The sequence below is a fragment of the Streptomyces sp. NPDC001514 genome, assembly GCF_053597075.1.
In genome coordinates this window covers 109,556-133,954 of the sequence record NZ_JBSFHO010000019.1, presented here as the reverse complement: position 1 = coordinate 133,954, position 24,399 = coordinate 109,556, and the positions used below count along the sequence as shown (strand labels likewise).

Annotated in this window: 27 protein-coding genes, 1 tRNA gene and 1 riboswitch; of the genes, 10 read left to right on the top strand and 18 right to left on the bottom strand. The window is 70.4% G+C overall.

Annotation, left to right across the window (positions count from 1 at the left end; all coding sequences use genetic code 11):
- Positions 1–25 precede the first annotated feature (25 nt).
- Positions 26–2,488 carry a transglycosylase domain-containing protein gene (locus tag ACWCXB_RS21270; RefSeq protein ID WP_450725010.1) on the top strand — a complete coding sequence of 821 codons (2,463 nt, stop codon included), beginning with the start codon at positions 26–28 and terminating at the stop codon, positions 2,486–2,488.
- Between the two features lie 77 nt (positions 2,489–2,565).
- Here the strand turns inward: ACWCXB_RS21270 and ACWCXB_RS21265 are convergent, their stop codons facing one another.
- The 3 genes from ACWCXB_RS21265 to ACWCXB_RS21255 form a co-directional block, all read right to left on the bottom strand.
- Positions 2,566–2,886 carry a DMT family transporter gene (locus ACWCXB_RS21265; protein ID WP_242337002.1) on the bottom strand — a complete coding sequence of 107 codons (321 nt, stop codon included), beginning with the start codon at positions 2,884–2,886 and terminating at the stop codon, positions 2,566–2,568.
- Positions 2,887–2,920: 34 nt separating this feature from the next.
- Positions 2,921–2,985: riboswitch (guanidine-III (ykkC-III) riboswitch) on the bottom strand.
- A 78-nt stretch (positions 2,986–3,063) separates the two neighbouring features.
- Positions 3,064–3,402, bottom strand: a complete 339-nt coding sequence (locus tag ACWCXB_RS21260) for a GroES family chaperonin (RefSeq protein WP_385420646.1) — start codon at positions 3,400–3,402, stop codon at positions 3,064–3,066.
- 45 nt (positions 3,403–3,447) lie between these two features.
- Positions 3,448–3,768: a DUF3618 domain-containing protein gene (locus ACWCXB_RS21255; RefSeq protein WP_450725009.1), complete on the bottom strand. Its 321-nt coding sequence runs from the start codon at positions 3,766–3,768 to the stop codon at positions 3,448–3,450.
- Between the two features lie 140 nt (positions 3,769–3,908).
- On the opposite strand from ACWCXB_RS21255, the gene bcp reads away from it, so the two are divergent.
- Positions 3,909–4,376 carry a thioredoxin-dependent thiol peroxidase gene (bcp, locus tag ACWCXB_RS21250; protein WP_450725008.1) on the top strand — a complete coding sequence of 156 codons (468 nt, stop codon included), beginning with the start codon at positions 3,909–3,911 and terminating at the stop codon, positions 4,374–4,376.
- 36 nt (positions 4,377–4,412) lie between these two features.
- Positions 4,413–4,499 (top strand) — tRNA-Leu (locus ACWCXB_RS21245).
- A gap of 54 nt (positions 4,500–4,553) precedes the next feature.
- Here the strand turns inward: ACWCXB_RS21245 and rdgB are convergent.
- The 4 genes from rdgB to ACWCXB_RS21225 all read right to left on the bottom strand — a co-directional run bounded on the left by rdgB (position 4,554) and on the right by ACWCXB_RS21225 (position 6,819).
- Positions 4,554–5,156: an RdgB/HAM1 family non-canonical purine NTP pyrophosphatase gene (rdgB, locus tag ACWCXB_RS21240; RefSeq protein ID WP_450725007.1), complete on the bottom strand. Its 603-nt coding sequence runs from the start codon at positions 5,154–5,156 to the stop codon at positions 4,554–4,556.
- A 31-nt stretch (positions 5,157–5,187) separates the two neighbouring features.
- Entirely contained in the window at positions 5,188–5,565 is a 378-nt protein-coding gene (locus ACWCXB_RS21235; RefSeq protein WP_450725006.1) for a hypothetical protein, read from the bottom strand.
- A 157-nt stretch (positions 5,566–5,722) separates the two neighbouring features.
- Entirely contained in the window at positions 5,723–6,460 is a 738-nt protein-coding gene (rph, locus tag ACWCXB_RS21230; RefSeq protein WP_450725005.1) for a ribonuclease PH, read from the bottom strand.
- A gap of 80 nt (positions 6,461–6,540) precedes the next feature.
- On the bottom strand, positions 6,541–6,819 hold the full coding sequence (locus ACWCXB_RS21225; protein ID WP_450725036.1) for a glucose PTS transporter subunit EIIB: 279 nt from the start codon (positions 6,817–6,819) through the stop codon (positions 6,541–6,543).
- Positions 6,820–6,981: 162 nt separating this feature from the next.
- Here ACWCXB_RS21225 and ACWCXB_RS21220 point away from each other — a divergent pair, with 162 nt between their 5' ends.
- Together ACWCXB_RS21220 and ACWCXB_RS21215 are read left to right on the top strand one after the other, a co-directional pair.
- Positions 6,982–8,247 carry a PTS transporter subunit EIIC gene (locus tag ACWCXB_RS21220; RefSeq protein WP_450725004.1) on the top strand — a complete coding sequence of 422 codons (1,266 nt, stop codon included), beginning with the start codon at positions 6,982–6,984 and terminating at the stop codon, positions 8,245–8,247.
- A gap of 214 nt (positions 8,248–8,461) precedes the next feature.
- Positions 8,462–9,727 (top strand): PTS transporter subunit EIIC, encoded by a 1,266-nt coding sequence (locus tag ACWCXB_RS21215; RefSeq protein ID WP_450725003.1) that lies wholly within the window; start codon positions 8,462–8,464, stop codon positions 9,725–9,727.
- A 57-nt stretch (positions 9,728–9,784) separates the two neighbouring features.
- On the opposite strand, the gene ACWCXB_RS21210 is transcribed toward ACWCXB_RS21215, so the two are convergent.
- The 3 genes from ACWCXB_RS21210 to ACWCXB_RS21200 form a co-directional block, all read right to left on the bottom strand.
- Positions 9,785–10,201, bottom strand: coding sequence for a universal stress protein (locus ACWCXB_RS21210; protein ID WP_450725002.1), 417 nt, complete (start codon positions 10,199–10,201; stop codon positions 9,785–9,787).
- A 20-nt stretch (positions 10,202–10,221) separates the two neighbouring features.
- Positions 10,222–11,757, bottom strand: coding sequence for an APC family permease (locus tag ACWCXB_RS21205; protein WP_450725001.1), 1,536 nt, complete (start codon positions 11,755–11,757; stop codon positions 10,222–10,224).
- Positions 11,758–11,961: 204 nt separating this feature from the next.
- Positions 11,962–12,714 carry an MBL fold metallo-hydrolase gene (locus ACWCXB_RS21200; RefSeq protein ID WP_450725000.1) on the bottom strand — a complete coding sequence of 251 codons (753 nt, stop codon included), beginning with the start codon at positions 12,712–12,714 and terminating at the stop codon, positions 11,962–11,964.
- 254 nt (positions 12,715–12,968) lie between these two features.
- Here ACWCXB_RS21200 and ACWCXB_RS21195 point away from each other — a divergent pair, with 254 nt between their 5' ends.
- The gene (locus ACWCXB_RS21195) at positions 12,969–13,430 is read left to right on the top strand and encodes a type II toxin-antitoxin system PemK/MazF family toxin (RefSeq protein WP_450724999.1); all 462 of its coding nucleotides are present in this window, start codon (positions 12,969–12,971) and stop codon (positions 13,428–13,430) included.
- A gap of 121 nt (positions 13,431–13,551) precedes the next feature.
- Here ACWCXB_RS21195 and ACWCXB_RS21190 read toward each other — a convergent pair whose 3' ends face one another.
- From ACWCXB_RS21190 to ACWCXB_RS21170, 5 genes are all read right to left on the bottom strand, one after another.
- The gene (locus ACWCXB_RS21190) at positions 13,552–14,502 is read right to left on the bottom strand and encodes a PLP-dependent cysteine synthase family protein (RefSeq protein ID WP_450724998.1); all 951 of its coding nucleotides are present in this window, start codon (positions 14,500–14,502) and stop codon (positions 13,552–13,554) included.
- Between the two features lie 6 nt (positions 14,503–14,508).
- On the bottom strand, positions 14,509–14,787 hold the full coding sequence (locus ACWCXB_RS21185; RefSeq protein WP_450724997.1) for a MoaD/ThiS family protein: 279 nt from the start codon (positions 14,785–14,787) through the stop codon (positions 14,509–14,511).
- Between the two features lie 114 nt (positions 14,788–14,901).
- Complete coding sequence (locus ACWCXB_RS21180) at positions 14,902–15,027, bottom strand: putative leader peptide (protein ID WP_450724996.1); 126 nt, start codon at positions 15,025–15,027, stop codon at positions 14,902–14,904.
- 113 nt (positions 15,028–15,140) lie between these two features.
- Positions 15,141–15,563, bottom strand: coding sequence for a Mov34/MPN/PAD-1 family protein (locus ACWCXB_RS21175; RefSeq protein ID WP_450724995.1), 423 nt, complete (start codon positions 15,561–15,563; stop codon positions 15,141–15,143).
- A gap of 58 nt (positions 15,564–15,621) precedes the next feature.
- Entirely contained in the window at positions 15,622–16,359 is a 738-nt protein-coding gene (locus ACWCXB_RS21170; protein WP_450724994.1) for a TetR/AcrR family transcriptional regulator, read from the bottom strand.
- Positions 16,360–16,511: 152 nt separating this feature from the next.
- Between ACWCXB_RS21170 and ACWCXB_RS21165 the strand changes: the two genes are divergently transcribed.
- On the top strand, positions 16,512–18,725 hold the full coding sequence (locus ACWCXB_RS21165; protein WP_450724993.1) for an MMPL family transporter: 2,214 nt from the start codon (positions 16,512–16,514) through the stop codon (positions 18,723–18,725).
- The gene (locus ACWCXB_RS21160) at positions 18,722–19,417 is read left to right on the top strand and encodes an LmeA family phospholipid-binding protein (protein WP_450724992.1); all 696 of its coding nucleotides are present in this window, start codon (positions 18,722–18,724) and stop codon (positions 19,415–19,417) included. Before ACWCXB_RS21165 ends, ACWCXB_RS21160 begins: the two co-directional genes overlap by 4 nt.
- 103 nt (positions 19,418–19,520) lie before the next feature.
- On the opposite strand, the gene ACWCXB_RS21155 is transcribed toward ACWCXB_RS21160, so the two are convergent.
- The 3 genes from ACWCXB_RS21155 to clpS all read right to left on the bottom strand — a co-directional run bounded on the left by ACWCXB_RS21155 (position 19,521) and on the right by clpS (position 22,184).
- Positions 19,521–20,948 (bottom strand): amino acid permease, encoded by a 1,428-nt coding sequence (locus ACWCXB_RS21155; RefSeq protein ID WP_450724991.1) that lies wholly within the window; start codon positions 20,946–20,948, stop codon positions 19,521–19,523.
- A gap of 334 nt (positions 20,949–21,282) precedes the next feature.
- Positions 21,283–21,873 carry a DUF2017 domain-containing protein gene (locus ACWCXB_RS21150; RefSeq protein WP_450724990.1) on the bottom strand — a complete coding sequence of 197 codons (591 nt, stop codon included), beginning with the start codon at positions 21,871–21,873 and terminating at the stop codon, positions 21,283–21,285.
- On the bottom strand, positions 21,873–22,184 hold the full coding sequence (clpS, locus tag ACWCXB_RS21145) for an ATP-dependent Clp protease adapter ClpS (RefSeq protein ID WP_450724989.1): 312 nt from the start codon (positions 22,182–22,184) through the stop codon (positions 21,873–21,875). Before clpS ends, ACWCXB_RS21150 begins: the two co-directional genes overlap by 1 nt.
- Positions 22,185–22,276: 92 nt before the next feature.
- On the opposite strand from clpS, the gene ACWCXB_RS21140 reads away from it, so the two are divergent.
- Positions 22,277–23,605, top strand: a complete 1,329-nt coding sequence (locus ACWCXB_RS21140) for a nicotinate phosphoribosyltransferase (RefSeq protein ID WP_450724988.1) — start codon at positions 22,277–22,279, stop codon at positions 23,603–23,605.
- Between the two features lie 186 nt (positions 23,606–23,791).
- Positions 23,792–24,376, top strand: a complete 585-nt coding sequence (locus ACWCXB_RS21135) for an isochorismatase family protein (RefSeq protein WP_450724987.1) — start codon at positions 23,792–23,794, stop codon at positions 24,374–24,376.
- The last annotated feature ends 23 nt before the right edge of the window (positions 24,377–24,399 follow it).

The following is a 24,399-nucleotide window of genomic DNA, read 5'->3' as shown; positions in this document are numbered from 1 at the left end:
ACGGGGCCGAGGAGTCTCCACCGACATGAGCGACGAGCAGCCACAGCAGCCACCGCAGCCAGGCTGGGAACCCCGGGACCTGACGATCGCCGGGCCCCCGCCCTACGGCAGGGCCGACGAGGGACACGGGGGCCGCCAGGGCTACAGGGGCGACGAGGGCTACCGGGACCACAAGGGCGGCAACCGTACGGCGGACGGGGACACGGCCGGGGAAGACCGCGGACCCCACGGACCCCACGGATCCCTCCCCCGCCCCCGGCGCCGCGGCCTGAGGCGCCTCGTCCCCACGTGGCGGACGCTGCTCGGTACGTTCCTGATCGTCGCGCTCGTCCTCATGGGCGGCTTCGTCGCGGGCTACATGCTCGTCCATATCCCGCCGGCCAACGCCACCGCCACCGCCCAGTCCAACGTCTACTTCTACAAGGACGGCACCCAGATCGTCAGCGACGGCGAGGTCAACCGCGAGAACGTCGATCTCGCGCAGGTCCCGAGCACCGTCCAGCACGCCGTACTCGCCGCCGAGGACCGGGACTTCTACTCCGAGCGGGCCGTCGACCCCCTGGCGATGGTCCGCGCCGGCTGGAACACCCTCACCGGCAAGGGCAAGCAGTCCGGCTCCACGATCACCCAGCAGTACGTCAAGAACTACTACCTGGTCCAGGAGCAGACCGTCACCCGCAAGGTGAAGGAGTTCTTCATCGCGATCAAGCTCGACCGTGAGGCGAGCAAGAGCGAGATCCTGGAGGGCTACCTCAACACCAGTTACTTCGGGCGCAACGCGTACGGCATCCAGGCTGCGGCGCTCGCCTACTACGGCAAGGACGTCGGAGAGCTCAGCACGGCCGAGGGCGCTTACCTCGCCTCGCTGCTCAACGCCCCCAGCGCGTACGACGTCACCACGCACCCCGAGAACACGGGCGCCGCGCTCGCCCGCTGGAACTACGTACTCGACGGGATGGTCGAGCGGCAGTGGCTCGACGCCACGGAACGCGCCAGGACGGCCTTCCCGATGCCGCAGACCGCACGACCCGCGACCGGCCTCTCCGGCCAGCGCGGCTACATCGTCCAGGCCGTCGAGGACTACCTCACCGGCAACGGCGTCATCGACGACAACACCTTGGCGCGCGGCGGCTACCGCATCACCACCACGCTGGAGAAGCCGAAGCAGGAGGCCTTCGTCGAGGCCGTCGACGACCATGTCATGTCCAAGCGCGACACGAGCCGGCACCAGGACCGCAACGTCCGCGTCGGCGGCGCGGCGATCGACCCGGCCACCGGCAAGGTCGTCGCGATGTACGGCGGCATCGACTACACCAAACAGTTCGTCAACAACGCCACGCGGCGCGACTACCAGGTCGGCTCCACCTTCAAGCCGTTCGTCTTCGCCGCCGCCGTCGAGAACGGCTCGCACACCCAGGACGGCCGCCGCATCACCCCCCGTACCGTCTACGACGGCACCGACCAGCGTGAGGTGTACGGCGCGTACGGACCCACCGGTTACGCCCCCGAGAACGAGGACAACCGCTCGTACGGCCCCATCACCGTCCGCAACGCCACCGACTACTCGGTCAACGCCGTGTACGCGCAGATGGCGCAGGACGTCGGCCCGGGGAAGGTCAAGGAGACCGCCGTCGCCCTCGGCATCCCCGCGAACACCCCCGACCTGAACGCGTCCCCGTCCATCGCGCTCGGTGTGGCCACCGCGAGCGTCCTCGACATGACGAAGGCGTACGCGACCCTCGCCAACCACGGCAGGCGCGGCACGTACACGCTCGTCGAGAGCATCACCAGGGGCAGCGAGGAGATCGACCTGCCCGCCGAGCCGACCCGGCAGGCGGTCAGCCGGGAGGCGGCCGACACGACGACGTCGATGCTGCGGAGCGTGGTCGAGGGGGGTACGGGCACCGCGGCGCAGTCCGCGGGCCGGCCCGCGGCCGGGAAGACGGGCACGGCGGAGGAGGACAAGGCGGCCTGGTTCGCGGGCTACACACCCGAACTGGCGACGGTCGTCGCGGTGATGGGCCAGGACCCGGACACGGCGGAGCAGAAGTCGCTGTACGGGGCGCTCGGGGATGCCCGGATCAACGGGGGCGGTCGGCCGGCGGCGATCTGGGGACAGTTCACGGCGGCGGCGCTGAAGGGGGGCGAAACGAAGGAGTTCGACCTGGAGCTGGAGGAGGGCACGGACGGGCAACTGCCTCCGGCGCGCGACTCGTCGCCGGACGAGTTGGAGGCGCCCGGCGACGAGGACGAGGACGCAGGTCCGGCGGGCGCCGTGGGGCGTACGGACGAGCCGACGCCGAGCCCCTCGGGCTCCGGTCCGGCGGCCGGGCTGCCGACGGGCGGACCGGTCAGGGGTGGACCCGAGAAGGGCGACCCCTGGCGGTTCGGTCCCGACAGGGGAGGACCCGGCGCCACGGACCCGGCCCCCACCCACCCGCGCGGCGCGGACGACGACGACCTGAGCGTGTTCCCGCGGCGCCTGTGACGGGTTTTCGTCCTCGATCGCCGGACGGGCTCGAGGTGCGCCTGGTGGCCGTCGATCAGGCTCGGGCTCGGCCAGCGCTAGTGCCCCGACGTCGCCTTCAGGCCCACCACGGCGACCAGCAGCAGCACCACGAAGAAGATCCGCGCCGCGGTCGCCGGTTCGTTCAGGGCCACCATGCCGACCACCGCCGCACCGGCCGCGCCGATGCCGACCCACACCCCGTACGCGGTGCCGATCGGCAGCGACTTCGCGGCATAGGACAGCAGGAGCATGCTCGCGACGATCCCGGCGCCGGTGAAGACACTGGGCCACAGCCGGGTGAATCCGTCGGTGAACTTCATCCCGATCGACCAGCCGACCTCGAGCAGACCGGCGACGACAAGCAGAACCCAGGCCATGGACAGGCACCTCCGAGACGCGGACTTCGTGCGGGGTGCGTCGTCTTTGCGATGCCCGGTACGGCGCGTCTCGTCGGGTTTCCTCAAACGTAGCAAACAGGATATGAAAAGGCCCGATGACCCCGGTCATCAGGCCTTTCTCACCGTCTCACGCCGCTGCGCACGCCGCGCGCACGGCTACAGATACAGCCCCGTCGTGTCCTCGCCGCCCTCGAACCGGTCGGCGGCCACGGCGTGCAGGTCGCGCTCGCGCATCAGGATGTACGCGACGCCGCGCACCTCGACCTCGGCGCGGTCCTCGGGGTCGTACAGCACCCGGTCCCCCGGCTCCACCGTGCGGACGTTCTGCCCGACGGCGACCACCTCGGCCCAGGCGAGGCGGCGGCCGACCGCCGCGGTGGCCGGAATCAGGATGCCGCCGCCGGAGCGCCGCTCGCCCTCCGGGGCGTCGGACCGGACCAGTACCCGGTCGTGCAGCATCTTGATCGGCAGCTTGTCGTGCGTGTTCTCGCTCACGACCACGAACCTACCTGGCCGGAACCGTCCCGCACCCCTCAGGGGTCACGCCTTCCGCTTCCTGGCCGACAGCGCCAGCAGCCCGACGATCCCGACGACGACGATGGCCACCGGCACCACACGCTCCAGCCGGGGCGCGCCGTCTTCGTGCACGAACCGGACCTTCACGTCCGTCACCACCCTGTTCGCGGCGATGAACGCCCGCCCGGCGGTCTGATCCACGGTCGAGGCGACCTTGGCCTTCGCATCCCCGATGATCGTCTTCGGGTGCATCCGCACCCCGATCTCGTCGAGTGTCTCGGCGAGCCGCTCACGCCGGCGGACGATGTCCGCCTCGATCTGCGCAGGGGTCCTGGAATCCGACACTGCGCCGCCTCCGTGGTCGTATCCGGTACTTCGTCAACTGCTACGTCATCGACAGTCTGTCAGCTCGACGCCCGCCACACCCCACGGCACCCCTATTACGCTCGGTGCCGTACGCCCGTACCCCATGAGGAGAACCGAGAATGAGCGAGCGACTCCAGCCCGGCGACACGGCCCCGGCCTTCACCCTGCCCGACGCGGACGGCAACGAGATCTCGCTCGCCGACCACAAGGGCCGCAAGGTCATCGTCTACTTCTACCCCGCGGCCATGACGCCCGGCTGCACCAAGCAGGCGTGCGACTTCACCGACAACCTGGACGTCCTGGCGGAGGCCGGCTTCGACGTCATCGGCGTCTCGCCGGACAAGCCGGAGAAGCTCGCGAAGTTCCGCGACAAGGAGAACCTCAAGGTCACGCTGGTCGGCGACCCGTCGAAGTCCGTCCTGGAGGCGTACGGCGCCTTCGGCGAGAAGAAGCTCTACGGAAAGACGGTGACGGGCGTGATCCGCTCGACGGTCGTCGTCGACGAGGACGGCAAGGTCGAGCGTGCGCTGTACAACGTGAAGGCCACGGGCCACGTCGCGAAGATCATCAAGGACCTGGGCGTCTGAGCCCGCACGCCCGGCCAGTAGCATGGCCGGGCACACGCGGCCGTGGTGGAATTGGCAGTCACGCTGGGTTTAGGTCCCAGTGGGGTAACACCCGTGAGGGTTCGAGTCCCTCCGGCCGCACCACTTCACTTCAGCACCGTTCTTCTCCCCGTCACTTCAGCACCGCTTTTTTCCGCGTCACTTCAGCAGTTCGCGGACCACGGGGACCAGTGCCCGGAACGCCTTGCCCCGGTGGCTGATCGCGTTCTTCTGCTCCGGGGTCAGCTGCGCGCACGTCACGTCGTAGCCCTCCGGCTGGAGGATCGGGTCGTAGCCGAAGCCGTTGGTGCCGACCGGGGCGTGGCGCAGGACGCCCGTCAGCCGGCCCTCGACGACGCGCTCCGTGCCGTCCGGCAGGGCGAGCGCGGCCGCGCAGGCGAAGTGGGCTCCCCTGTGTGCGTCGTCGATGTCGGCGAGCTGGGCGAGGAGCAGATCGAGGTTGGCGCGGTCGTCGCCGTGGGCGCCGGACCAGCGGGCGGAGAAGATGCCGGGAGCGCCGCCGAGGACCTCGACACAGAGGCCGGAGTCGTCGGCGACGGCCGGGAGGCCGGTGGCCCTGGCCAGGGCGTGGGCCTTGAGCAGGGCGTTCTCGGCGAAGGTGACGCCGGTTTCCTTGACGTCGGGGATGTCGGGGTAGGCGTCCGCGCCGACGAGTTCGTGGCCGAGGCCTGCGTCGGCGAGGATCGCACGGAGTTCGGTGATCTTCCCGGCGTTGCGGGTGGCGAGGATCAGGCGGGTCATGTGCCCAGTATCTACGGGGGACCCACCGGGGTTACGAGGTGCAGACCTTGCCGATCTCGGCGGCCGCGTCGGTGACCGGCGTGATGTCCGGGGTGGTGTCGCCGCTCTCGACGGCCGCGCGGACGTTCTCGACGCCCTTGCCGAGGTCGTCGACGGCCTTGGACAGATCGGCGTTGTCGGTCGTGTCCTTGAGGTTGCCGAGTTCCCTGTCGATGTCGTTCAGGGCGTCGTTCAGCTGAGTGGGGTCGTCGGTCGCGGTGCTGACGGCCTGGGAGAGCTTGTCGACGCTGGTGGCTATGGCGTCGGCGGTCTTGACGCAGTCCAGGGCCTTGTCGACGGCACTGCAGCCGACGGCCCCGGTGAGCGCGACGGCGGTGACGACGGCGAGTGCGATACGGCGACTGCGCATGGAAGGGTCCCTCCCCAGGGTTCATGGACGGGCGTACGGTTCGGCCCGTACGCCCGTGCCATCGGAGACGCCGACAGTAGCGTCCTTGGTTGCTTCTTTACTTTCCGAGCTGCTTCTGGAGCTTCTTCTCGAGCTGCTTCTGGAGCCCCTTCTCGAGCTACTTCTCGAGGGTGCGGGCGAGTGCCTCGGTCTGGAGCGCGGCGAGGTCGGCGCAGCCGCCGGTGGCCAGGTCGAGGAGGGCGTTGAGCTCCTTGCGGTCGAAGGGCTCGGCCTCGGCGGTGCCCTGGACCTCGACGAAGCGGCCGTCGCCGGTGCAGACGACGTTCATGTCGGTCTCGGCGCGCACGTCCTCCTCGTAACAGAGGTCGAGGAGCGGCGTGCCGTCGACGATGCCGACGGAGACGGCGGCGACAGTGCCGGTCAGGGGCTTGCGGCCGGCCTTGACGAGCTTCTTGGCCTGCGCCCAGGAGACGGCGTCGGCGAGGGCGACGTACGCGCCGGTGATGGCGGCGGTGCGGGTGCCGCCGTCGGCCTGGAGAACGTCGCAGTCGAGGACGATCGTGTTCTCGCCGAGGGCCTTGTAGTCGATGACGGCGCGCAGGGAACGGCCGATGAGGCGGGAGATCTCGTGCGTACGGCCGCCGATCTTGCCGCGTACGGATTCACGGTCGCCGCGGGTGTTGGTCGAGCGCGGCAGCATCGAGTACTCGGCGGTGACCCAGCCTTCGCCGCTGCCCTTGCGCCAGCGCGGGACGCCTTCGGTGACGGAGGCGGTGCAGAAGACTCGGGTGTCGCCGAAGGAGATGAGGACGGAGCCCTCGGCGTGCTTGCTCCATCCGCGTTCGATGGTGACCGGGCGGAGCTGTTCGGGGGTACGGCCGTCGATGCGAGACATGTGATGAGCCTATCCGGCCATGCGCGAGGGGCCCGTTCCGGTGTTGGAACGGGCCCCTCACGGGTGAGCAGGGAGAGGGCTCACATCATGTCTTCGATGTCGGCGGCGATGGGGTCGGCGTCGGTGCCGATGACGACCTGGATCGCGGTGCCCATCTTCACGACGCCGTGGGCGCCGGCGGCCTTCAGCGCGGCTTCGTCGACCTTGCTCGGGTCCACGACCTCGGTGCGGAGGCGGGTGATGCAGCCCTCGACCTCTTCGATGTTGTCGATACCGCCGAGCCCGGCGACGATCTTCTCAGCCTTGCTGGCCATGTGCTTCTCCCTAAGTGCAGTCGGCCGGGGCCGTGGGCCGCTAATCCGTTTTGTCACGTTAACTCACGGTTGGCCCAACGTCGCGAGCGAGTTGCGGTCCCGTACCGAATGATGATGATCACCCGCGCCCTGCCCGCGGTCCACGGCCGGGCACTGGCGAGCGTACCGCAACTGGTCTACACCAGTGTGCACCGAGGGAGGATGCCGATGAGCGCGGAGAGCGCGGCCGCACCACCGCAGCGGAGGTGGTGGAACGGACTCCTCCAGGGACTCCAGAAGATCGGCCGGAGCCTCCAGCTCCCCGTCGCGGTCCTCCCGGCGGCCGGCCTGCTGGTCAGCCTCGGCAACCTCTTCGGCGCCTATCTGCACGGCCCGTTCTGGGAGAAGGTGTCCGAGGTCCTGGTCAAGGGCGGCGGTGGCATCCTCGAAGGCAGCCTCGGGCTGCCACTGCTCTTCTGCATCGGGGTGGCGATCGGCTTCGCGAAGAAGGCCGACGGCTCGACCGCGCTCGCCGCCGTCGCCGGCTTCCTGGTCTACTACAACGTCCTCAGGGCGTTTCCGGTCCCGGGCTCGGTGACCAAGGCCATGCCGGACGGCGTCCCACAGAACCCGGGAGTGCTGGGCGGCATCCTGATCGGCCTGCTGACGGCCACCGTCTGGCAGCGGTACCACCGCACCAGACTCGTCGACTGGCTCGGCTTCTTCAACGGCCGCCGCCTCGTCCCGATCATCATGGCGTTCATCTGCTGTGCCCTCGGGGTGGTGTTCGGGCTGCTCTGGGAGCCGGTGGGCGCGGCCATCGAGTGGTTCAGCAAGCAGCTGATCGACCTCGGCGCCTGGGGCGCGGGCATCTTCGGCGTGGCCAACCGGCTGCTGATCCCCATCGGGATGCACCAGTTCCTGAACGTCTTCTTCTGGTTCCAGGCGGGCGACTACACCACACCGGACGGCAAGGTGATCCACGGCGATCTCACCCGCTTCTTCGCCGAGGACCCGTCCGCCGGCCAGTTCATGTCGGGCTTCTTCCCGATCATGATGTTCGGCCTGCCCGCCGCAGCCCTCGCGATCACGCACTGCGCCCGCCCCGAGCATCGCAAGCGGGTGGGGGGCCTGATGTTCTCGGTCGCTCTGACGTCCTTCGTCACGGGCGTGACCGAGCCGATCGAGTTCTCCTTCATGTTCGCGGCGCCGCTGCTGTACGGGCTGCACGCCCTGCTCACCGGCGCCTCGATGGCGATCACCTGGGGGCTCGGCGTCCACGCGGGCTTCGCCTTCTCGGCCGGGCTCATCGACTACGTCGTCAACTGGCACCTGGACACCAAGCCCTGGCTGATCATCCCGATCGGCGCATGCTTCGCGGTGGTCTACTACGTGCTCTTCCGGGTGCTCATCACAGCCTTCGACATCCCGACACCGGGGCGGGAACCGGAGGAGATCGAGCAGGAGCTGGAGAAGGACGCGACCAAGGCGTAGGCGGGGCGGCGCCCATGACTTTGTCGGCTATTGCGAGGTATGGGCCAGGCCACAAAAATCGAAGGTTCCTCATCCCGGCCTCACCGTGCTACAACAGGTCTACACCTCTGACTGGTGTAGACCACGCGGTCCAGTCCACCGCGTTCCCCCCTGAGACGCCGCCGTCCCCCTCTTCCCCTGGTTCCGGGCGGCGCCTTGCCCACTGGAGGAAGTTGTGACCACGGCTAGCGCCGCCCCCGCGGCCGACAAGAAGAAGGGCGCCGGCGCGATGGCTGTCATGCAGCGCATCGGCCGCAGCCTGATGCTGCCGGTCGCGGTGCTGCCCGCTGCCGCACTGCTGGTGCGCTTCGGGCAGCCCGACATGCTCGGCAGGGAGTCGTTCCCGACCTTCGTCACCAAGCTCGCCGGCTACATGTCGGCCGGCGGCGACGCGATCCTCGCCAACATGGCGCTGCTCTTCGCCGTCGGCATCGCGATCGGTTTCGCCAAGAAGTCGGACGGCTCGACCGCCCTGGCGGCAGTGACCGGCTACCTGGTCTTCCAGAAGGTCCTGGCCACCTTCACCGACCCCAACCTGCCGCAGGTCGAGGTCGTCAAGGACCACAAGGTCGTCCTGGTCGACGCCCCGGTGGACGCCAAGGTCCTCGGCGGCGTGGTCATGGGCATAGTCGTCGCCCTGCTGTACCAGAAGTTCTACCGGACCAAGCTGCCGGACTGGGCGGGCTTCTTCGGCGGCCGCCGTCTCGTCCCGATCGTCTCCGCCTTCGCGGGCCTGGTCATCGGCATCGTCTTCGGCCTGATCTGGCCGGTCCTCGGCACGGGTCTGCACAACTTCGGAGAGTGGCTGGTCGGCTCCGGCGCGGCCGGCGCAGGCATCTTCGGTGTCGCCAACCGTGCGCTGATCCCGATCGGCATGCACCACCTGCTGAACTCCTTCCCGTGGTTCCAGGCCGGTACGTACGAGGGCAAGAGCGGCGACATCGCCCGCTTCCTCGCCGGTGACCCGTCCGCCGGACAGTTCATGACCGGCTTCTTCCCGATCATGATGTTCGCCCTCCCTGCGGCCTGCCTCGCGATCGTCCACTGCGCCCGCCCGGAGCGCCGCAAGGTCGTCGGCGGCATGATGTTCTCCCTCGCGCTCACCTCCTTCGTCACCGGTGTGACCGAGCCGATCGAGTTCACGTTCATGTTCATCGCCCCGGTGCTGTACGCACTCCACGCGGTGCTGACCGGTGTCTCCATGGCGCTGACCTGGGCGCTCGGTATGCGGGACGGCTTCGGCTTCTCGGCCGGCGCGGTGGACTTCGCCCTGAACCTGGGCATCGCGTCCAACCCGTGGGGCCTGGCCCTGGTCGGCCTCTGCTTCGCGGCGGTCTACTACGTGGTCTTCCGCTTCGCGATCACCAAGTTCAACCTCCCCACGCCGGGCCGCGAGTCCGACGAGGAGCTGGCCGAGCTGGAGAAGGCCGAGGCCAAGTAGCACGGCTCGTAAGCGCGCCCGAGCCCCCGTCCTCCCCGTGGAGGCCGGGGGCTCCGGTCACCCCGCGGCCGGTACGCACAGCACCGGCACCGTCGACAGATGCAGCAGCTTGTGCGTGGTCGAGCCCAGCAGGGCGCCGCGCATCGGGCTCTCGCCGTAGCTGCCGACGATGATCACCCGCGCGTCGTGGCGGGCGGCCGCGTCCAGCAGCGCCTGCGCCGGGCGCTCGTCCAGCACCTCGACGGCCGTCGGTACACCCGCCTCGTCGGCCGCCTCGACCGCGCGGGCCAGCGCGGAGCTGCCCGCCTGGCGGATGGCCTCTTGGTGGGCCCGGTACTCCTCGCCCGCCGCTCCCGGGGCCGCGGCGCCGAAGACCAGGACGAGCGGTTCGCCGAAGGCCGCCGACACCTCGATGGCGACGTCCAGCGCCCTTGCCGCGCCCGGAGACTCGTCGTATCCGAGGACCACGGACATCCCAGGCCTCCTTCAGATCCTCAGAGCGGTTCCGGTTTCCTGCCGTGCACCAGGTCGGGGTCGGCCACACCGGGACGCTCGCGCCAGAACGCGCCGGTCGCCAGGCGCCGCGCGGCCATGATGACCAGCCCCACGATCACGATGACGATGCCGATGACGAGCGGCGGGCCGACACCGAACCACGAGGCGCCGCTGTAGGAGTTCGCGGGATCGGACATGTCGATGACCGACTCGACGAGCAGCCAGGTGAGCAGCGCGGCGCCGATCAGCGGGCCGACGCCGATGAGCAGGAAGTTGCGGACGCTCTCGGTCAGATGGCGGCGGTAGTAGACGGCGCAGGCGACGCCGGTGAGCGCGTAGTAGAACGCGATGAGCAGCGACAGTGCCGTGAGGGAGTCGAAGAGGGCGTTCTCGCTGATCCGGCTGACGGCCAGGTACCAGGCGGTGGCGACGACGGCGACGCCCCACGTACTCACATGGGGAGTGCGGAACCGCGGGTGGATACGGGCGAACACCGACGGCAGCGCGTGGCGCCGGGCCATCGACAGGGCCGTGCGCGACGACGGGATGATCGTCGTCTGCGTCGAGGCCAGCGCGGACGTCGAGACCGCGAACAGCACGACCCAGTCCCAGCCGCCCATCACCTCACCGGCGAGGAGGGCGAAGACGAACTCCTCCTCGCCCGCGTTCTCGGCCAGGTACGTCGGTCCCGCGTAGGCCACGACCGCGATCGTGACCGACAGGTACGTCACGAGCAGCACGATCGTCGACCAGATGCCGGCCCGGCCGGGGGCGCTCTCGGAGTGCTTGACCTCCTCGGTCAGATTGACCGCGGACTCCCAGCCCCAGTACATGAACACGCCCAGCAGCAGGCCCCCGGTCAGCGCCGCGCCGCCGGCCCCGAGCGGGTCGAGCCAGGTGATCTCGGGTCTGATCGGGTCCAGCGTGCCCGTGCCGGAGTAGACGCGGTAGATCGCCACGACGGCGAAGGCGAGCAGACAGGCGACCTGGGCCAGGATGAGGACGTTCTGGACGTGGGCCGAGGCCTCGGTGCCGATGACGCAGATGGCCGTCATCACGAGGATGACGGCCACCGTGAGCGACTGACGGATGAGAGCGCTGTCGGCCCAGCTGTCGAGGCCGACGGCGAGCAGTCCGAAGCCGACGGCGACGTCGGCGAGCGATCCGACCACCAGCACGCCGGTCATCATGATCGCCCAGCCGCCGAGCCAGCCGGCCCAGGGCCCCATGGCCCGGGTGACCCACGAGAAGGTCGTGCCGCAGTCCTGGTCGACCCTGTTGAGGTAGAAGAACGCCGACGCGATCAGCAGCATCGGCACGAAGGACATGAGGACCACGCCGGGGGCGTAGATGCTCACGAGGGCCACGACCGGGCCGATGACCGCGGCCAGGGAGTAGGCGGGGGAGGTGGAGTTGATGCCGATGACGAGCGCGTCGACGAAGCCGATCGCGTTGTGCTTCAGCTCCCCGGGCCCCTCCTCGTGGCTGTGCGCGCTGGGTGGGGGCGGGCGAGTGTCCGCGACGTCATCGGCCATGTCTCCTCGCAGATCAGGACGATGTGTCGGCCTTATATGCCTATGCGAGTTTACCGGCGGAGGCCACGGACGGCCTGGGGAGTGGATCTCGTGCCGCGAGCCGGATCTCGTGGGCCCTGGGCCTCGTAGGCCCTGGATCTCGTGGGCCCTGTGCCGCGTGGGCCCTGGACCTCGTAGGCCCTGGATCCCTGGATCGCGTGGACCCTAGATCTCGTAGACCGCGCCCGGGACCGCCAGCTCCGCCGGGCCCCCGTACACCGCGCGCGCGTCCGCCAGGTTCCGCTCGGCGTCCGTCCACGGCGGGATGTGCGTGAGGAGGAGACGGCGTACCCCGGCGCGGGCGGCGTGGGCGCCGGCCTCGCGGCCGTTGAGGTGGAGGCCCGGGATGTCCTCCTTGCCGTGGGTGAAGGCGGCCTCGCAGAGGAAGAGGTCGGTTCCTTCGGCGAGTTCGACGAGGGGGTCGCAGACGCCGGTGTCGCCGGAGTACGTGAGCGAGGTGCCGCCGTGCTCGACGCGGATGGCGAAGGTGTCCACGGGGTGCGCGACCTTCTCCGTGCGGATGGAGAAGGGGCCGATGTCGAAGGAGCCCGCCTTGAGGGTGTGGAAGTCGAAGACCTCGCTCATCGACTTGTCGGAGGGGGTGTCCGCGTAGGCGGTGGTGAGGCGCTGCTCGGCGCCCTCCGGCGCGTAGACCGGGATCGCGTCGCAGCGGCCGCCGTCGTGGCGGTAGTAGCGGGCGACGAAGTACCCGCACATGTCGATGCAGTGGTCCGCGTGCAGATGACTGAGAAAGATGGCGTCGAGGTCGTAGAGACCGATGTGGCGCTGCAGCTCGCCGAGGGCACCGTTGCCCATGTCGAGGAGCAGCCGGAAGCCGTCGGCCTCTACGAGGTAGCTCGAGCAGGCCGATTCCGCGGACGGGAACGACCCCGAGCAGCCGACGACGGTGAGCTTCATGGAGCTTGGACCTCCGTGGACGGTCGTCCGTGGACGGGGAACGGGGAGGGCTGGGAGCTGCGCGGGGGGAGCTCGTGCGGTTTGTTGAGCGTAAGGCGCGAAAGGGTCGCCCGCTCCTTCGCGGCTGCCCGTTGTGGGGGAACTCACCTGCCCTGTCACCGGATAGGGCGAGGTGCGCGGAGCTTGTGCGGGGCGCGTGCGGGGCGTGTGCGCGGGGCGGGCGGCCGGCGGTACGCGCCGGGTACCGTCTGGGTATGGACACGTCCTGGTGGCTCGCGCTCGGCGCGGTGGTGGTGATCGCGCTGGTGGCCGCGGTGGGGCGGGTACGGCCGCCGGGCAGGCCGCGTCCGCGTGTGGAGCGGGCCCCTGGTCGGGCCCCGGGCCGGGCCGCGGCCGGGCCGACGCGGCGGCCGCAGCCGGGCGAGATCTGGTGGGCGGACGTCCCCTACGAGGACGGGCCCGGCTCCAAGGACCGGCCCTGCCTCGTCCTCCACGTCCATGGTGGGGCGGCCCGCGTCGCCAAGATCACCAGCAAGTACCACGACGAACGTCCTGCTGTGATCGCGCTGCCGCCGGGGGCGGTGGGGGACACGCACGGGCGCCCGAGCTTTCTGGAGACGGACGAGCTGCGGGAGGTCCGGGTGCGGGACTTCCGTCGCCGGGTGGGTGTGGTGGACCCGCTCCTGTGGGACCAGGTGCGACACCTGTCCCACTGAGGGCCCTCGGCCGTGTCCTCGATCGCCGGACGGGCTCCTTCAGAGCCCGTCCGGCGGTTGAGGACGAACACCCGGGCCAACCGCGGCACCCGCAAGCTCCCGGCACGGAAGCGGGCGGGCGTCAGGCCCAGAGCTGGCCGTGGAGGGTTTCGATCGCGGCTTCGGTCGTCGGGGCCGTGTAGACGCCCGTCGAGAGGTACTTCCAGCCGCCGTCGGCGACGATGAAGACGATGTCGGCCGATTCGCCGGCCTTGAGGGCCTTCTTGCCGACGCCGATCGCGGCGTGGAGGGCCGCGCCCGTGGAGACGCCGGCGAAGATGCCCTCCTGCTGCAGGAGCTCGCGGGTGCGGGTGACCGCGTCGGCCGAGCCGACCGAGAAGCGGGCGGTGAGGACGGAGGCGTCGTACAGCTCGGGTACGAAGCCCTCGTCGAGGTTGCGCAGGCCGTAGACCAGGTCGTCGTACCGCGGCTCCGCGGCGACGATCTTCACGTCCGGCTTGTGCTCACGCAGGAAGCGGCCCACGCCCATCAGCGTGCCCGTCGTGCCGAGGCCCGCCACGAAGTGCGTGATGGACGGCAGGTCGGCGAGGATCTCCGGGCCCGTGGTGGCGTAGTGCGCGCCCGCGTTGTCCGGGTTCCCGTACTGGTAGAGCATCACCCAGGACGGGTTCTGCTCGGCGAGCTCCTTGGCGACGCGCACCGCCGTGTTGGAGCCGCCCGCCGCGGGGCTGGAGATGATCTCGGCGCCCCACATCGCAAGGAGCTGGCGGCGCTCCTCGCTCGTGTTCTCGGGCATCACGCACACGATGCGGTAGCCCTTCAGCTTGGCCGCCATCGCGAGCGAGATCCCGGTGTTGCCGCTGGTCGGCTCCAGGATCGTGCAGCCGGGCGTGAGCCGGCCGTCCTTCTCCGCCTGCTCGACCATGTGGAGCGCGGGGCGGTCCTTGACCGAGCCGGTCGGATTGCGGTCCTCCAGCTTGGCCCAGATCCGGACCTCCTCCGACAGGGAGAGCCGGGGCAGCCGGACGAGCGGCGTGTTGCCGACCGCGGCGAGCGGGGAGTCGTAGCGCATCAGGGATCAGACCATGCCGCCGGCGACGGCCGGCAGGATCGTGACGCTGTCTCCGTCGCTCAGCTTGGTGGTGATGCCGTCCAGGAAGCGGACGTCCTCGTCGTTCAGGTAGACGTTCACGAAGCGGCGCAGCTGGTCGCCGTCGACGATGCGCGCCTGGATGCCGGCGTGCCGGGTCTCGAGGTCGGCGAAGAGGTCGGCGAGGGTGTCCCCGCTGCCCTCGACGGTCTTGGCGCCGTCGGTGTAGGTGCGGAGGATGGTCGGGATGCGGACCTCGATGGCCATGGCGTGGGCTCCTGTCGGGAGAACGTAAGTGCGTTACGTGAGTGACGTAAGGGGCGCGCGGATCGGCCCCCGCGCGGGGGTCGGTGCAGGGGATGGTGCGCTCGGGGCCGTGGCTCAGGCCGGACGGCAGTCCGCGCAGCGCGTACACATGGCGCTGGCGAGGCGGCACAGGTCGACGTGCAGCCGCGCCACGAGCAGCAGCATGCCCGGCGTCTTCTCGCTCACGTCGTTCGGAACCATGCGGTCATCGTAACGATTCCCGGTCCGGCTCCCGGCATGTGATCTCGCATCGCGGACGCGATCTGTTCGCCAGGCGGGACGCCCTGCCCTCAGCAGGCCCCTCGGTACGCCCCTCAGTACGCCTCGACGATCTTGACGTCCTCCTCGGTGACCTCGCCCTCGACGATCCGGAACGACCGGAACTGGAACGGGCCCGCGTCGTCCGTGTCCGCCGTGGACACCAGGACGTAGTGCGCACCGGGCTCGTTGGCGTACGAGATGTCGGTGCGCGACGGGTACGCCTCGGTCGCCGTGTGGGAGTGGTAGATGATCACCGGCTCCTCGTCGCGGTCGTCCATCTCGCGGTAGAGCTTGAGCAGATCCGCCGAGTCGAACTCGTAGAACGTGGGCGAGCGCGCGGCGTTGAGCATCGGGATGAAGCGCTCGGGGCGTCCCTCACCCACGGGTCCCGCGACCACGCCGCAGGCCTCGTCGGGGTGGTCCTGGCGGGCGTGGGCGACGATCTGGTCGTGCAGGGCCTGGGTGATGGTCAGCATGGTGACGAGAATAGGCGGACGGCTCCCGGATCTGAGATCCGGGGACCAATGAGTGAGATCACGTCCGCGGCTCGGGGTCGCGGGGCTCGGCGTCGGGGCTGGCCTCCGGCCGGTCGTCCGTCCGCTCGTCCGGCTCGCAGTCCGGCCCGGCGTCCGGGCGGTCGGTCACGGCGAGCAGCGCGTGCACCGTCGTCTCCATCGCGCGGCGGGCCGCCTCCGGGTCCAGGCCGCTGCTGCGCCAGTGGTACCAGGCGCCCCATGTGGTCACCGCGTCCAACCCGTTGAGCAGGTCGGCCCTGCGCTCCTCCGGGAGCCGGCCGAGCTCCACGGCGAAGATCTCGGTCAGCCTCTGCCGGGCGAAGTGCATGACCTGCCGGGTGGCCTCGTCGACGCGCTCGGAGAGCTGGTCCATGCGCATCATCGTCAGCCGCGCCGGCGTGATCCACTCCAGGATCCGGGCGCGCTGCTCGGTGAGCGCCGCCACCCGCGCCTCCCGCGGTCCGTCCGTCGGCAGTGGCTTGATCTGTGCGGCGAGCTGGTCCAGGCGCCGGGCGATGGCGGTGTCCGCGAGCTGCGCCATGTCCGCGAAGTGGTGGAACACCAGGCGCCGGGACACCCCGGCGCGCTCGGCGACGCGGTCCGCCGGGAACTGCGTCTCGCCCTCGTCGAGCAGGGAGAGCATCGCGTCGGCGATCTTCTCGCGGCTCTGCCGCCCGCGTTCGGTGCGGCCGTCCGGCGCACCGCCCCGCGCCCGTTCACGAGCACCGTCCGGCGCCTTCGGGTGCGCATGCTTCACGTCGACTCCTCCCGTCCCTGCGTTGACATTGTTGCACTCTCGATGCAACCGTGCCGATTGCACGCCGAGTGCAATAACTTCCGCTGGAGGGGGACGGCTTCCCGATGCTCTTGTCCGTAGGGCGCTGGTGCGCCCGCAGACCGAGGCGGACCGTGGCCGCCTGGCTGCTGCTGCTCACCGCCCTGGCCGCCGCCGTGGGGACGTATGGGACGGTCACCACCGAGGCCGTGACCATCCCCGGCAGCGACAGTCAGGCGGCACACGACGCGGCCGACGCCTTCTCCGACTCGGCCTCCGGAAGGCAGCCCGTCGTCCTGTACGCGCCGCCGGGCGCCGCACCCCTCACCGCGGCCGGGCAACGGGAGGCCGTCGAGGAGGCCGCGCGGGCCATCGAGGACGTGGAACACGTCGTGGCCGTCACCACGCCCTACGGGCCCGCGGACCGCGGCGCCCTGAGTGCCGACGGCCGGACTGGTCGGCTCGCGGTCGAACTCGACGTCAGCGGCCGGGACATCACCCCTGGAACCACCCGGAGCATCACGGATGCGGCCGCCCCGGCCACCCGCGCCGGAATCGAAGTGACCCCCGGCGGCGATCTCGCCGCCGCCGCGGACAAGGGGTCCACCGGACACAGCGAGATCATCGGGCTCGCGGCCGCCTTCGTCGTCCTCGCCGTGGGCTTCGGCAGCCTGGTGGCGGCCGGGGTTCCGCTGCTCATGGGGACGATCGGCCTGGCCGTCTCGCTGTGCGTGATCGGCCTCGCGGGCCACCTGATGGACATGCCGTCGTCGGGCACGACCATCGCGGCGATGATCGGCCTCGGCGTGGGCATCGACTACACGCTCTTCTGTCTGACCAGGTTCCGTGAGCTGCGGGCGGCCGGCCTCGGCGTCGAGGACGCGGCCGCGCGCACCACGGCCGGCTCCGGCAGGGCGGTCCTGTTTGCGGGCAGCGCGGTCATCGTCGCGCTGGCCGGGCTCGCGCTCGGCGGCCTGCCCCTGCTGCACGCGCTGGCGCTCGCGCCGGGCATCGCCGTCCTGGTGTCCGTGGCGGCCACGCTCACGCTGCTGCCCGCCCTGTTCTCGCTCCTCGGGCGGTGGCTCACACCCAAGGCGCGCGCGACGGAAGCATCGGACGAAGACGGCGCGGCGCTCCCCGAGACCGGCCGGGAGCACCCCGGTGGCTGGGGCCGCATCGCCGCGTTCGTCGCCTCGCGCCCGTGGCGCTGTCTGCTGGCCGCGCTCGTCCTGACCGGTGTGCTCGCCGCTCCCGCCGCACAGTTGACCTTCGGTCAGCTCGACGCGGGCGACAAGGCCGCCGGGACGGTGAGCCGCACGGCGTACGACCGGCTGGCCGATGCCTTCGGCCCCGGCGCCAACGGTCCCCTGCAGGTCGTGTCCACGCTGCCCACCCCGGCGGCGGGACCGGGCGACACCCGGATCACGGACATCACCGCCGCCCTCCACGCGACGAGCGGAGTCGCGGCCGTCGGGCCCGCGCAGACTGCCGCCGACGGCACTCATGTGCGCTGGCAGGTCACCCCCACCACCGCGCCCGGTGACCCGGCCACCGCCGAACTCGTACGCCTGCTCAGGAACGAGACCCTGCCCGAGGCCACCGCGGGCACCGGCCAAGTGACCCATGTGGGCGGGGCCACGGCCGCACAGGCCGATCTGAACGAACGCCTGACCCGGCGGATGCCGCTGGTCGTCGGCTTCGTCCTCGCCGTCGCCGCGCTGCTCCTGCTGGCGGCCTTCCGTTCCCCGGTCGTCGCGGTGAAGGCCGCGCTGATGAACCTGGTCTCGGTCGCCGCCTCGTACGGTGTGATCACCGCGGTCTTCCAGTGGGGCTGGGGCGCGCCCCTGATCGGGCTCGAAGGACCCGTACCGATCCCGGGATACGTCCCGCTGCTGATGTTCGCCGTGCTGTTCGGACTCTCCATGGACTACGAGGTCTTCCTGCTCAGCGCGGTCCGCGCGGCCTATCTGCGCGACGGGGACAACCGGCGGGCCGTGATCAAGGGGCTCGCCGGGACCGGGCGGATCATCACGTCCGCCGCGCTGATCATGGTCAGCGTCTTCCTCGGCTATCTGCTGTCCGACGACCCCGTGGTGAAGATGTTCGGCATCGGCCTGGCCACGGCGGTCGCGCTGGACGCCACCGTCGTCCGCGGCGTTCTCGTACCGTCCACGATGGTCCTGCTCGGCCGCACCAACTGGTGGCTGCCCAGCCGGCTGGACCGGCTGCTGCCGCACATGGCCGTCGAGGACGACGGCCACGAACCGGTCCCGGCCGCTCCCCCGGCCGGCAGCACCCCTCCGACGAGCAGCACCCCTGTGACCAGCAGCCCCGGAGGCACGTCATGATCCGGGTCCTGGCCCACGGCCGCAGGCGGCTGCTGTGGACGTCGCTCGCGCTGAGCGCCGTGCTCGCCGCGCTGCCCGTCTCCGACCGCCTCGCCGCCGCGGCCGCAGAGAAGAGGCTCGCCGAGCGGATCGCGGGGCGGCAGAGCGCCGTGGTCGGCACCCCTCGGGTCAGCATCGACGCCTTCCCCTTCCTGCTGAGTGCCGCGGAGGGGACCTTCTCCCGGGTGACGGTACGGGCCGACGCCGTGACCGGGGAGGGGCAGCCCGTGCAGGCGTCGGTGGAGCTGCGCGGAGTCGCCGAGAAGGCCGGTGCCTACACGGCCGCCACCGCCGACGCCCGGTTCACCGTGCCCTTCGGTTCCTTCGGTTCCTTCGGTGGCGGCCTCGGCGAGGGTGCTTCGCTCTCCGCGGACGCGGACGGACGCCTGCGCATCCGGCGTGAGGTCCTCGGTCTGCCGCTGACCGTCGTCGCCGAGCTGCGGCTCGCCGGGCGCACCGTCACCGCGGTGCCCGTCGCCGCGTCGTTCGCGGGCCGTCCGGTCGACCCGGCGGGCCCTCGTATCGCCGGGGCCTTCGCCGGCCGGGAGCGCGCCGTGCCGGAGCTGCCCGCCGGCCTCGTCCCGACCGGTGTCTCGGCAGGCGACGCCGGCGTGACGCTGCACGCCCGCGCGGAGGGCGTCCGGCTCGCGTGAATCCGGGCGCATGGCCGGGGCCGGACACGGGCATCGGGCCATGCCGGGCGAGCGGGGCCCGGCATGGCCCGATGTGTGGTGCGAAGGAGCGTGCGAGCGTGCGCTACTTGGCGAACGCCGCTCCCTGCGGGTTCCGCGCCTTCAGCACCAGGTACGAGACCGCCATGATCAGGCCCCACACCGGGGCGCCCGGCCACAGCGCGACGCGCGAGTCCTCGTCGATGCCCATCATCACGATGACCATGCCGATGAAGGCGAGCGCGAAGATGCTGGCCCAGATCCCACCGGGGGCCTTGAAGGTCGACTGCTGCAGCTCACCGCGGTCGGCCTTGAGGCGGTAGCGGATCTGGCAGATCAGGATGACGATCCAGGCCCACATGCCGGAGATGGTCGCGAAGGAGACGACGTAGTTGAACGCGTCGCCCGGCCACTGGTAGTTGACCCAGACGCCCACCGTCATCAGCGCGGCGGAGACCGTCGTGCCGACCAGCGGGGTGCCGTTCTTCGTCAGCTTGGTGAAGAACTTCGGGCCCTGACCGTTGAGCGCCAGGTCGCGCAGCATGCGGCCGGTGGAGTACATGCCGGAGTTGCAGGAGGACAGCGCCGCGGTCAGCACCACGAAGTTGACGATGGCGGCGCCGACGCCGAGACCCATCTTCTCGAAGGCGGCGACGAACGGCGAGACGCCCGGCTGGAACTCGGTCCACGGCACGACCGACAGGATCATGATCAGCGCGCCGACGTAGAAGACGGCGATGCGCCACGGCACGGTGTTGATCGCCTTGGGCAGGACGGTCTTCGGGTCCTTGGACTCGCCCGCGGTGACGCCGACCAGTTCGACGGCGAGGAAGGCGAACATGACCATCTGCAGGGTCATCAGGGTGCTGCCGATGCCGTGCGGGAAGAACCCGCCGTCGCTCCACAGGTGGGTGACGGAGGCGGTGTCGCCCGCGTCGGAGAAGCCGAGCGTGAGGATGCCGGCGCAGATCAGGATCATGCCGACGATGGCGGTGACCTTGACCATCGAGAACCAGAACTCGAGCTCACCGAAGAGCTTCACGGAGATCAGGTTCGCGCCGTACAGGATGATCGTGAAGACGAGGGCCGAGAGCCACTGGGGGATGTCCCACCAGTACGTCATGTAGGTGGCCGCCGCGGTCACCTCGGTGATGCCGGTGACGACCCAGAAGAGCCAGTACGTCCAGCCGGTGACGAAGCCCGCGAAGGGGCCGATGAACTCCCGCGCGTACTCCGAGAAGGAGCCCGACACGGGGCGGTACATGAGGAGCTCGCCGAGCGCCCGCATGATGAAGAAGATCACGAGGCCGGCGATCGCGTACGCCAGGATCAGGCTGGGCCCCGCCTTGGAGATGCCCTTGCCCGCGCCGAGGAAGAGTCCGGTGCCGATGGCGCCGCCGATCGCGATCATCTGGATCTGACGTGCGCCGAGAGCGCGGTGGTAACCCTCGCCCGATGCGGATTCCGCGGCCTCAATGCCGTCGTGCTGCTTGTCGACCTGCAGTGAGGTCATGGTGATGCGCCTTTCTCCATGCTGACCCGCGCCGACTGCCTACGGCTGCGGACCAGGTCCTGATCCCCCCGGATGTGGATGGAGTTGCTACCGGCGATCAGCCGGCCCAAGCGCCCCCGGGAACATGGGTGGCGTCCCCGGGCGGTCGTGAAGATTTATCACGGTCGCAACATTGATCCACGGGGCCGGATGTGGCGTACCGCACATGAAGAAGCGGACAAATGCCCTAGGCGACAGCAAGGCGGAGCGGTCGGGTGACGCGATCGTTATCCGGATTTGAGCGTCCGTTGAGCGAACACCGGTAGGGCAAACGCATGCCTGTGCCGTGCCTGTACTACGGCATCAGCGTCTCGACGAGCGTCTCCTGGAGCGCACCGAGCCACAGGTACGCCATCACCATCGGCTTGCGCGGATCGGAGTCCGGCAGCCGGTACAGATCGCCGCCCTCGTCCTCGTCGGTGACCTCCAGGCGGGTGCCGATGGTCAGCCGCAGGTCGTTGAGGGCGCCCAGCCAGTGCACGGCGTCGTCGGCGGTCAGCTTGAGGACCGCGCCGCCCTCGCCCGTCGCGGTGAGCGCGTCGAGGTTGCGGACGACCCTGAGGGCGTCGTCGCGCTTGCGGGTGCGCAGGTCGTTCTCCGTGTAGCGCCTGAACTCCGCGGAGAACTCGCGCAGTTCATCGTTCTCCTCGCCCTCGGGGCCGCCGTACGCGTCCGGGAAGAGGCGCGCGAGCGCCGGGTCGGACGGCGGCTCGCTCGGGCCCTGCGCGAAGAGCGCGGCGAGCGGGTCCTCGCCCTTGGCGGGCTCGTCGCCCGGGCCGATGAGCTCGAGGAGCTGGACGGCCAGCGAGCGCAGGATGGAGATCTCGACCTCGTCGAGCGCGACAGCGGCGCCGCCACCGGGCAGCGCCTCGAAGTGGCCGGCCATCACATGCGGTCCTGGGAGAGCGTCGCCCACAGTCCGTAACCGTGCATCGCCTGCACGTCCCGCTCCATCTCCTCGCGACTGCCGCTGGAGACGACAGCGCGGCCCTTGTGGTGGACGTCGAGCATCAGCTTGTGGGCCTTGTCCTTGGGGTAGCCGAAGTAGGCCTGGAAGACGTACGTCACGTAGCTCATCAGATTGACCGGATCGTTGTGGACGATCGTCACCCACGGAACATCGGGCTCGGGTACGGCGAAGGCCTCCTCCGCCGACTGGGGGCGTTCGATCTCTACGGGCGCAGTCACCCCACCCATGCTGCCACCCGAGGGGCCTCGTCGCACAAACGGCCCCGGCCGAATCGCCGACATCTCGTCACTCTGACGAAATGTGCGCTAGCATCGCTCATATGAACACTGCGGATCTGGGTCTGCCGGTGGACGTGCCGTCGACCGCGCTCTTCACCGACCAGTACGAGTTCACGATGCTCCAGGCGGCGCTGAAGGCCGGCACGGCCGACCGCCGCTCGGTCTTCGAGGTCTTCACCCGCCGGCTGCCCGAAGGCCGCCGCTACGGCGTGGTGGCGGGCATCGGGCGCGTCCTGGACGCCGTGGAGAACTTCCGCTTCGACCCGGGCGTCCTCGGCTTCCTCCGGGACCGGAGCATCATCGACGGGCCCACGCTCGAGTGGCTGTCCGGCTACCGCTTCAGCGGCGACATCTGGGGCTACCCGGAGGGCGAGGTGTACTTCCCCGGCTCGCCGATCGTCCGCGTCGAGGGCTCCTTCGCCGAGTGCGTCCTGCTGGAGACCGTGATCCTGTCGATCCTCAACCACGACTCGGCGATCGCGGCCGCCGCCTCCCGGATGTCGTCCGCCGCGGGCGGGCGCCGGCTCATCGAGATGGGCGCCCGGCGCACGCACGAGCTCGCCGCCGTCGCCTCCGCGCGCGCCGCGTACGTCGGGGGCTTCCACTCCACCTCGGACCTCGCCGCGGGCTTCCGCTACGGCATCCCGACCGTCGGCACCAGCGCCCACGCCTTCACCCTGCTGCACGACACCGAGCGGGACGCGTTCCGGGCGCAGGTGGACTCACTCGGACGAGGGACGACCCTGCTCGTCGACACGTACGACGTCGCCGAGGCCGTCCGTACCGCCGTGGAGGTCGCGGGGACGGAGCTCGGGGCCGTACGGATCGACTCCGGGGACCTGCTGCTGGTCGCCCACCGGGTACGCCAGCAGCTGGACGAGCTGGGGGCGCGCGACACGAAGATCGTCGTCACGTCGGACCTGGACGAGTACGCGATCGCTTCGCTCGCCGCGGCGCCCGTGGACGCGTACGGCGTCGGAACGCAGCTGGTCACGGGCAGCGGGCACCCGACCTGCTCCATGGTCTACAAGCTGGTCGCCCGCGCCGAGTCGGCCGATCCGGGGGCGCCGCTGACTCCGGTGGCGAAGAAGTCGCTGGGCGGGAAACTGTCCGTGGGAGGCCGCAAGTGGGCCGCCCGCCGGGTCGACGAGCAGGGCGTCGCCGAGGCCGAGGTGCTCGGCACCGGCCCGGTGCCGGAGGAGCTCGAGGACCGGCAGCTGCTGGTGGAACTGGTCAAGGGCGGCGAGATCGTCGCCCGCGAGCCGCTGGACGCGGCGCGGGAGCGGCATATCGCGGCGCTTGCGGGGCTGCCGATGTCGGCGATACAGCTGTCGCGTGGTGAGCCCGTGATCCCGACGGACTACTTGTGAGACGTATGAGCAGCAGTACGAGTGAGACGTATGAACAGCAGATGGCCTGAGAGGCAACGGCAGCGCCGTTAGCAGGCAAATGCCCCCTCCCGCAAGGCGGTTGGAGTCTCTACCCTCAGAACATTGCCTCCCGACCGTCGCCGCTCCGCCCCTTCCCCCACCGCCCTCCACCGAAGGACACCCGCCATGCACCGCGCATTGATCGTCGTGGACGTTCAGAACGACTTCTGCGAGGGGGGCAGCCTCGCGGTGGCGGGGGGCGCGGATGTCGCCGCCGCCATCACCGACCTCATCGGTGAGGCCCAGCCCGGCTACCGCCATGTGGTGGCCACCCGTGACCACCACATCGATCCGGGCGACCACTTCTCGGAGCACCCCGACTACGTCGGCACATGGCCGCCGCACTGTGTCGCGGGGACGGAGGGGGTGGGCTTCCACCCGAACTTCGCCCCGGCGGTCGCCAGCGGGGCGGTCGACGCGGTCTTCGACAAGGGCGCGCACGCGGCGGCGTACAGCGGTTTCGAGGGCACCGACGAGAACGGCTCCACGCTGGCCGAGTGGCTGCGGGCCCGCGATGTCACCGAGGTCGACGTCGTCGGCATCGCCACGGACCACTGCGTGCGCGCGACGGCCCTGGACGCGGTCCGCGAGGGCTTCCGCACGCACGTGCTGCTCGACCTCACGGCGGGCGTCGCCGAGGACACGACGGACCGGGCGCTGGAGGAGCTGCGGGGGGCGGGGGTGGAGCTGTCGGGTAAGCCGGTGGTGTGACGCTGCGCAACACCCCCGCCCCC

Coding starts and splice junctions, on each gene's coding strand:
- ACWCXB_RS21270 (WP_450725010.1), top strand. CDS start 26: ATGAGCGACGAGCAGCCACAGCAGCCACCGCAGCCAGGCTGGGAACCC.
- ACWCXB_RS21265 (WP_242337002.1), bottom strand. CDS start 2,886: ATGGCCTGGGTTCTGCTTGTCGTCGCCGGTCTGCTCGAGGTCGGCTGG.
- bcp (WP_450725008.1), top strand. CDS start 3,909: ATGAGCGAGCGACTCCAGCCCGGCGACACGGCCCCGGCCTTCACCCTG.
- rdgB (WP_450725007.1), bottom strand. CDS start 5,156: ATGACCCGCCTGATCCTCGCCACCCGCAACGCCGGGAAGATCACCGAA.
- ACWCXB_RS21235 (WP_450725006.1), bottom strand. CDS start 5,565: ATGCGCAGTCGCCGTATCGCACTCGCCGTCGTCACCGCCGTCGCGCTC.
- rph (WP_450725005.1), bottom strand. CDS start 6,460: ATGTCTCGCATCGACGGCCGTACCCCCGAACAGCTCCGCCCGGTCACC.
- ACWCXB_RS21220 (WP_450725004.1), top strand. CDS start 6,982: ATGAGCGCGGAGAGCGCGGCCGCACCACCGCAGCGGAGGTGGTGGAAC.
- ACWCXB_RS21210 (WP_450725002.1), bottom strand. CDS start 10,201: ATGTCCGTGGTCCTCGGATACGACGAGTCTCCGGGCGCGGCAAGGGCG.
- ACWCXB_RS21205 (WP_450725001.1), bottom strand. CDS start 11,757: ATGGCCGATGACGTCGCGGACACTCGCCCGCCCCCACCCAGCGCGCAC.
- ACWCXB_RS21200 (WP_450725000.1), bottom strand. CDS start 12,714: ATGAAGCTCACCGTCGTCGGCTGCTCGGGGTCGTTCCCGTCCGCGGAA.
- ACWCXB_RS21195 (WP_450724999.1), top strand. CDS start 12,969: ATGGACACGTCCTGGTGGCTCGCGCTCGGCGCGGTGGTGGTGATCGCG.
- ACWCXB_RS21190 (WP_450724998.1), bottom strand. CDS start 14,502: ATGCGCTACGACTCCCCGCTCGCCGCGGTCGGCAACACGCCGCTCGTC.
- ACWCXB_RS21185 (WP_450724997.1), bottom strand. CDS start 14,787: ATGGCCATCGAGGTCCGCATCCCGACCATCCTCCGCACCTACACCGAC.
- ACWCXB_RS21180 (WP_450724996.1), bottom strand. CDS start 15,027: ATGGTTCCGAACGACGTGAGCGAGAAGACGCCGGGCATGCTGCTGCTC.
- ACWCXB_RS21175 (WP_450724995.1), bottom strand. CDS start 15,563: ATGCTGACCATCACCCAGGCCCTGCACGACCAGATCGTCGCCCACGCC.
- ACWCXB_RS21160 (WP_450724992.1), top strand. CDS start 18,722: ATGATCCGGGTCCTGGCCCACGGCCGCAGGCGGCTGCTGTGGACGTCG.
- ACWCXB_RS21155 (WP_450724991.1), bottom strand. CDS start 20,948: ATGACCTCACTGCAGGTCGACAAGCAGCACGACGGCATTGAGGCCGCG.
- ACWCXB_RS21150 (WP_450724990.1), bottom strand. CDS start 21,873: ATGGCCGGCCACTTCGAGGCGCTGCCCGGTGGCGGCGCCGCTGTCGCG.
- clpS (WP_450724989.1), bottom strand. CDS start 22,184: ATGGGTGGGGTGACTGCGCCCGTAGAGATCGAACGCCCCCAGTCGGCG.
- ACWCXB_RS21140 (WP_450724988.1), top strand. CDS start 22,277: ATGAACACTGCGGATCTGGGTCTGCCGGTGGACGTGCCGTCGACCGCG.
- ACWCXB_RS21135 (WP_450724987.1), top strand. CDS start 23,792: ATGCACCGCGCATTGATCGTCGTGGACGTTCAGAACGACTTCTGCGAG.